General features: G+C 67.4%; 5 protein-coding genes. 2 read left to right on the forward strand and 3 right to left on the reverse strand.

Going from position 1 to position 4,108, the window contains the following annotated elements; all coding sequences use genetic code 11:
- A partial coding sequence (locus QZT63_RS15140) for an aldo/keto reductase (protein ID WP_290652330.1) occupies positions 1-307 on the forward strand: 307 nt, incomplete at its 5' end.
- 65 nt (positions 308-372) lie between these two features.
- On the opposite strand, the gene QZT63_RS15145 is transcribed toward QZT63_RS15140, so the two are convergent.
- The 3 genes from QZT63_RS15145 to QZT63_RS15155 form a co-directional block, all read right to left on the reverse strand.
- Positions 373-1,653, reverse strand: coding sequence for a patatin-like phospholipase family protein (locus QZT63_RS15145; protein WP_290652331.1), 1,281 nt, complete (start codon positions 1,651-1,653; stop codon positions 373-375).
- A 468-nt stretch (positions 1,654-2,121) separates the two neighbouring features.
- A complete protein-coding gene (locus QZT63_RS15150; RefSeq protein WP_290652332.1) occupies positions 2,122-2,433 on the reverse strand; it encodes a hypothetical protein in 312 nt (103 codons plus the stop codon).
- On the reverse strand, positions 2,430-3,119 hold the full coding sequence (locus QZT63_RS15155; protein ID WP_290652333.1) for a molecular chaperone DnaJ: 690 nt from the start codon (positions 3,117-3,119) through the stop codon (positions 2,430-2,432). Before QZT63_RS15155 ends, QZT63_RS15150 begins: the two co-directional genes overlap by 4 nt.
- 91 nt (positions 3,120-3,210) lie before the next feature.
- On the opposite strand from QZT63_RS15155, the gene QZT63_RS15160 reads away from it, so the two are divergent.
- On the forward strand, positions 3,211-4,108 hold an 898-nt coding region (locus QZT63_RS15160; protein WP_290652334.1), incomplete at its 3' end, for a DMT family transporter.

Here is a 4,108-nt window from a genome sequence, read left to right on the forward strand (position 1 = left end):
AGCGCAGCCGGGGCTGCGGCAGCACCGGGTTCCGGTAATGGCGTACTGCCCGCTCGGCCAGGGGCGGCTGCTGCACCAGCCCGGGCTGCAGGCGTTCGCCCAGCGCCACGACATGACGCCCGCCCAGGTGGCGCTCGCGTGGCTGCTGGACTGCGGCGACGTGATCGCGATCCCCAAGACCTCCCGCAGCGACCGGATGCTCGAGAACCGCGCGGCGTTCGAGATTTGGCTCACTGACGCGCAGCGCGCCGAGCTGGACGCGCTGTTTCCGCCGCCGACTGCGGGGCGGCCGCTGGCCATCGTCTAGCTGCCAGGCCCCGGAAGAATGCATCTCTGTGCCAAGCTATCGGCTGAGCTTGGCGCGCGAGGCGATTACCGGAACAAATCGCGCAGCCGGCGGAGATAGCGCAGCACGCGGGGGGTGGGCCGGGTGAACTCCGCGATCGCCGTCTCCTTCGCCCCTTCACTGAAGAGCAGCCGGTCGATGTCGATTACGCGGGAGTGCACCGTCTCGGTCTCGAAGTCGATCTCCGTGACCACCTGCAGCCCCTTCGCCGCCTGCTCGTAGGCCGCGATGAAGCCCTGGCGGTCGGTAATCGCCTTGCGCCCCATGCGCAGCAGCTTGTCCACGAACCGGCTCAACGGGTAGCCCTCATCGGCGAGCTGCCCCGGCTTCAGCAGCCGGATCTCGTGGTAGATCGCCGAGGCGTCGAACCGACGCAGTGCCAGCTTCAGCTCTGCGCCCTCGCGGAAGCTGCGGTTGGAGGTGACTAGCTCGCGCATGGCGAGGTAAGCCTGGATCTCCATGTTGATGGTGGAGTTCTGCACGATCTCCTCGATCCGGTCGCGGGTGCCCGCGCTGCTCGTGGGCACGTCTTCACGACGCTGTTGGACCAGGCGCACCAGGACCACCTCGTCGCAGCCCTCGCGGAACAGATAGACGAAGGGCGGGTTGCAGGTGTAGTAGCCGTCCCAGTAGATTCCCTCGCCGATCTCGACGGCATTGAACGCCGTGGGATGGGCCATGGACGCGTAGACGCTGCGCAGGGACAGCGGCCGGATGACGTCATTGTGGCTCGCGATCTCGAAGTCGCGGAACTTCTGGATCATCGTCCGGTTGCTGGTGAAGTAGTGCGCGGTCGCGCGCCGCACCTCGGTCGCCGCCACGGTGACGTAGGGCGGGCGGTCCGGCAGGAGGTCTTCCTCGAGATCCTGGGGCAGGCCGTCGGTGGCGTCGCGGACCATGGCATCGATGAGCTCCATCGCCACCTGCTTCTGATGAGAATTGTCCATGAGCGCCGAAGCCAGCTGCGGATTGGCGCTCATGAGTTCGCGGCTCACGCCCACCAGCGCGGCGATGACCTCGTCGGGCACCAGCTGGAGGGCTTGGAAGCGGGCGCGCAGGTGTGATTCGAGGCGGTTGATCTGCCACAGCCGGTGGACGTGACGCGTGGGGGTACCCTCGCCGCTGTGCAACGCCTGGCCGAGAAGCATGGCGTTGAGAGCACCGCCGGAGGTGCCGCTTATGGAATGGAGGCTCTTCGGCGGCAGAAAATTGCGGCGTTTGTTCAGCAGCGCCTTGAGCACGCCCGCCGTGAATGCGGCGTAGGAGCCGCCCCCCTGCAGGGCCAGACCGATGTACTTGCCGCGCATTATGTCGCTCCGCACGCGTGTGGCGGGCGGCTCAACCGCCCGGAGATAAAGGGCCACCGGTCCCCCAGACCGCCGGCCCTTGCGCGCTCAAATGGCACGGTGCAACTTACCTGGCTGGCGCCGGTCGCCATTGCCTCAGCCTAGCGGCGGCATCGTCCGCCCGCCATGGTGCGCGGAGTAAATTCCGGCTCGCCCAAGTCCTCGATGCGGATGGTCACCGCTGTATCCTCCGTCACTGGCAGTCGGTGATCTCGACGCCGTAGGGTCGCCGTGCAACAAGATCACGTTCATGAATTGACTGCCATTGCGCCAAGCAGGCCACCGCAATGTGGAGAGGGGTGTCGAACGCCTCTCCCGGAATTCGGCTACTGACTCCGGTCACAGCGATTGATGGCCTGTTGGCTGAGGCTGGAGGCAGGGCGCCTGGGGCGCGGGTGTTCTTGGTGCCTCGGGGGACACGGCCTTCGTTCAGCGTCGGGGCGATTTCGGCTTGAAGCCCACTGGCTTCGTCGCGATCCAGCCGATGAAGCGCTGCATCTCCGGGTGGTGGCACAACGCTTCGAGTGAATTGTAGTCGCGTTCCAGTTGCTTTTCCGTAAACACACGGTGGATGTGGTAATGGCAGGGCCTGCATACCAGAATGATGCGCGTCTGCAGCTCTGCGAGGCTGTAATTCTGGCGCGTGCGGCGGTTGCGGTGCCGGGTTCGCGGAATGAGGTGATGCCGGGTCAGTCGCTCCGGCCGCCCGCAGAGCGCGCACACGGGTGTGGTGTTGCTCATGATCCGAGTAGCCGGCGCTTGGCCGCGTTGATGCGGCTGGCAAGATAATCGGAGCCACCGCGGTCCGGGTGCATGCGTTGCATCAGGCGGCGGTGGGCGGCGGTGATGGTGGCGGCGTCGGCGTCCGGGGGGACGGCGAGAATGGCGCATGCCTCCTCGCGTGTCATGGCCGCGCCGTTCGCCATGGCGGACCCCCCGGGTCGCCAGGACTGCCCGTGTCGGCGGTCCAGGAAGGCCCGCAGCAGGGCTGCGGAGGCGGGATCACGCGCCTCGCAGTACTGGTGCAGCTCGCGCAGGGCGTCGAGGTTCAGGGTGCTCAGCCGCTGCCCCTTCCACGGTGGCGCATGGATCTCGCCGTCAATGATGTCGCCGTTCCCCAGGTGAAGCGTCAGCAACCGACCCCGCAGGGTGTTGTCATCGCCGTCCGCGCCGGCGGATTGCCCGCCCAGCCAGCGCCTGACCAAGGGCCAGGCCCGGATCAGTGGCAGCAGTCGGCGGGCGAGGGGGTAGAGGCCCGCCAGGAGCGCGAACAGCCAGTGCAGCCGGCCGGTGACCAGCAACAACAGCAGGAAGCCCAGGCCGCCCCACAGCAACGCCTGACGTCCCCACGCGCGCCGCCGCTCCGGCGGCAAGAACGTGTAAACGACCACGCCGAGCAGGGCGGCGGCAATGATGAACTGGATCAAGACCACTCCGAGTGCGCCTGTGCACGGCACTTATTGTGCGGGCGGGCCCAGAGGATGCAAGTCCGCCCGGGACTGCGTAGGCTGAGTCCCCATGATGGAGACGGCGCAAACACGGCAGCATAGCGGTGATATTGACCACCGTCGCGGCACCATGCTGGCTGCGATCGGTGTGGTCGCCTTGAGCTTCGATGCCCTGCTCGTGCGCCTCGCCATGGCTGACAGCGCCGTGGTCATTGTCTGGCGCGGCCTACTCATGGCTGTGTCCCTGACACTGGTGCTGCGAGTGTGGCGCGGGCGCTGGAGCTGGGATGCCCTGCGTCAGGCCGGCGCACCCGGCTGGCTGACCAGCCTTGGTTTCGCCTCGGCGCTCATCTTGTTCGTGCTCGCGGTCATGAACACCCGCGTGGCCAACGTGGTGGTGATCCTGACCGCGGCGCCGTTGTTCGCGGCGCTGTTCTCGGGCATTTTCCTGCGCGAGTGGGTGGCGCCGCGGACGTGGGTGGCTATCGGGGTGTGTCTGGGCGGGATCGCCTTGGTCTTCGGCGGCTCCATCGGGTTCGGGGGGTGGCTGGGCGATCTCTTCGCCCTGGGCGCGGCCCTGGTTGTGGGCGGCAATTTCACGATCCTGCGCCGGTCACCGGGGGTGGATCGCCTGGCAATTGTCGCCTGCGGGGGCTTGATGGCCGCTCTGGTGGCGCTTCCTTTCGCCAGTCCCACTGCGGTGACTGCGCCCGGCGTGGCGGCGCTTGCGGTTATGGGGTTGGTGCAAATGCCCATCGCCCTGGCCTTCTTGGGCGAGGCCACCCGCTATCTGCCCTCGGCGGAGGTCGCATTGTTCTTCCTGGTGGAAGCAGTACTGGGGACGTTCTGGGTGTGGCTCTTCCTCGGGGAGGAGCCGCCGGGTGCAACCCTCCTGGGCGGTGGGCTGGTGCTGGCGACGCTGGCGGTGCATTCCTGGCTGGGGCTGCGCCTGCAGTGGCGCCGGGAGC

Origin of the sequence: Aquisalimonas sp. (assembly GCF_007120195.1) — a bacterium.
In the GTDB taxonomy this organism is placed as follows: Bacteria; Pseudomonadota; Gammaproteobacteria; order Nitrococcales; family Aquisalimonadaceae; genus Aquisalimonas.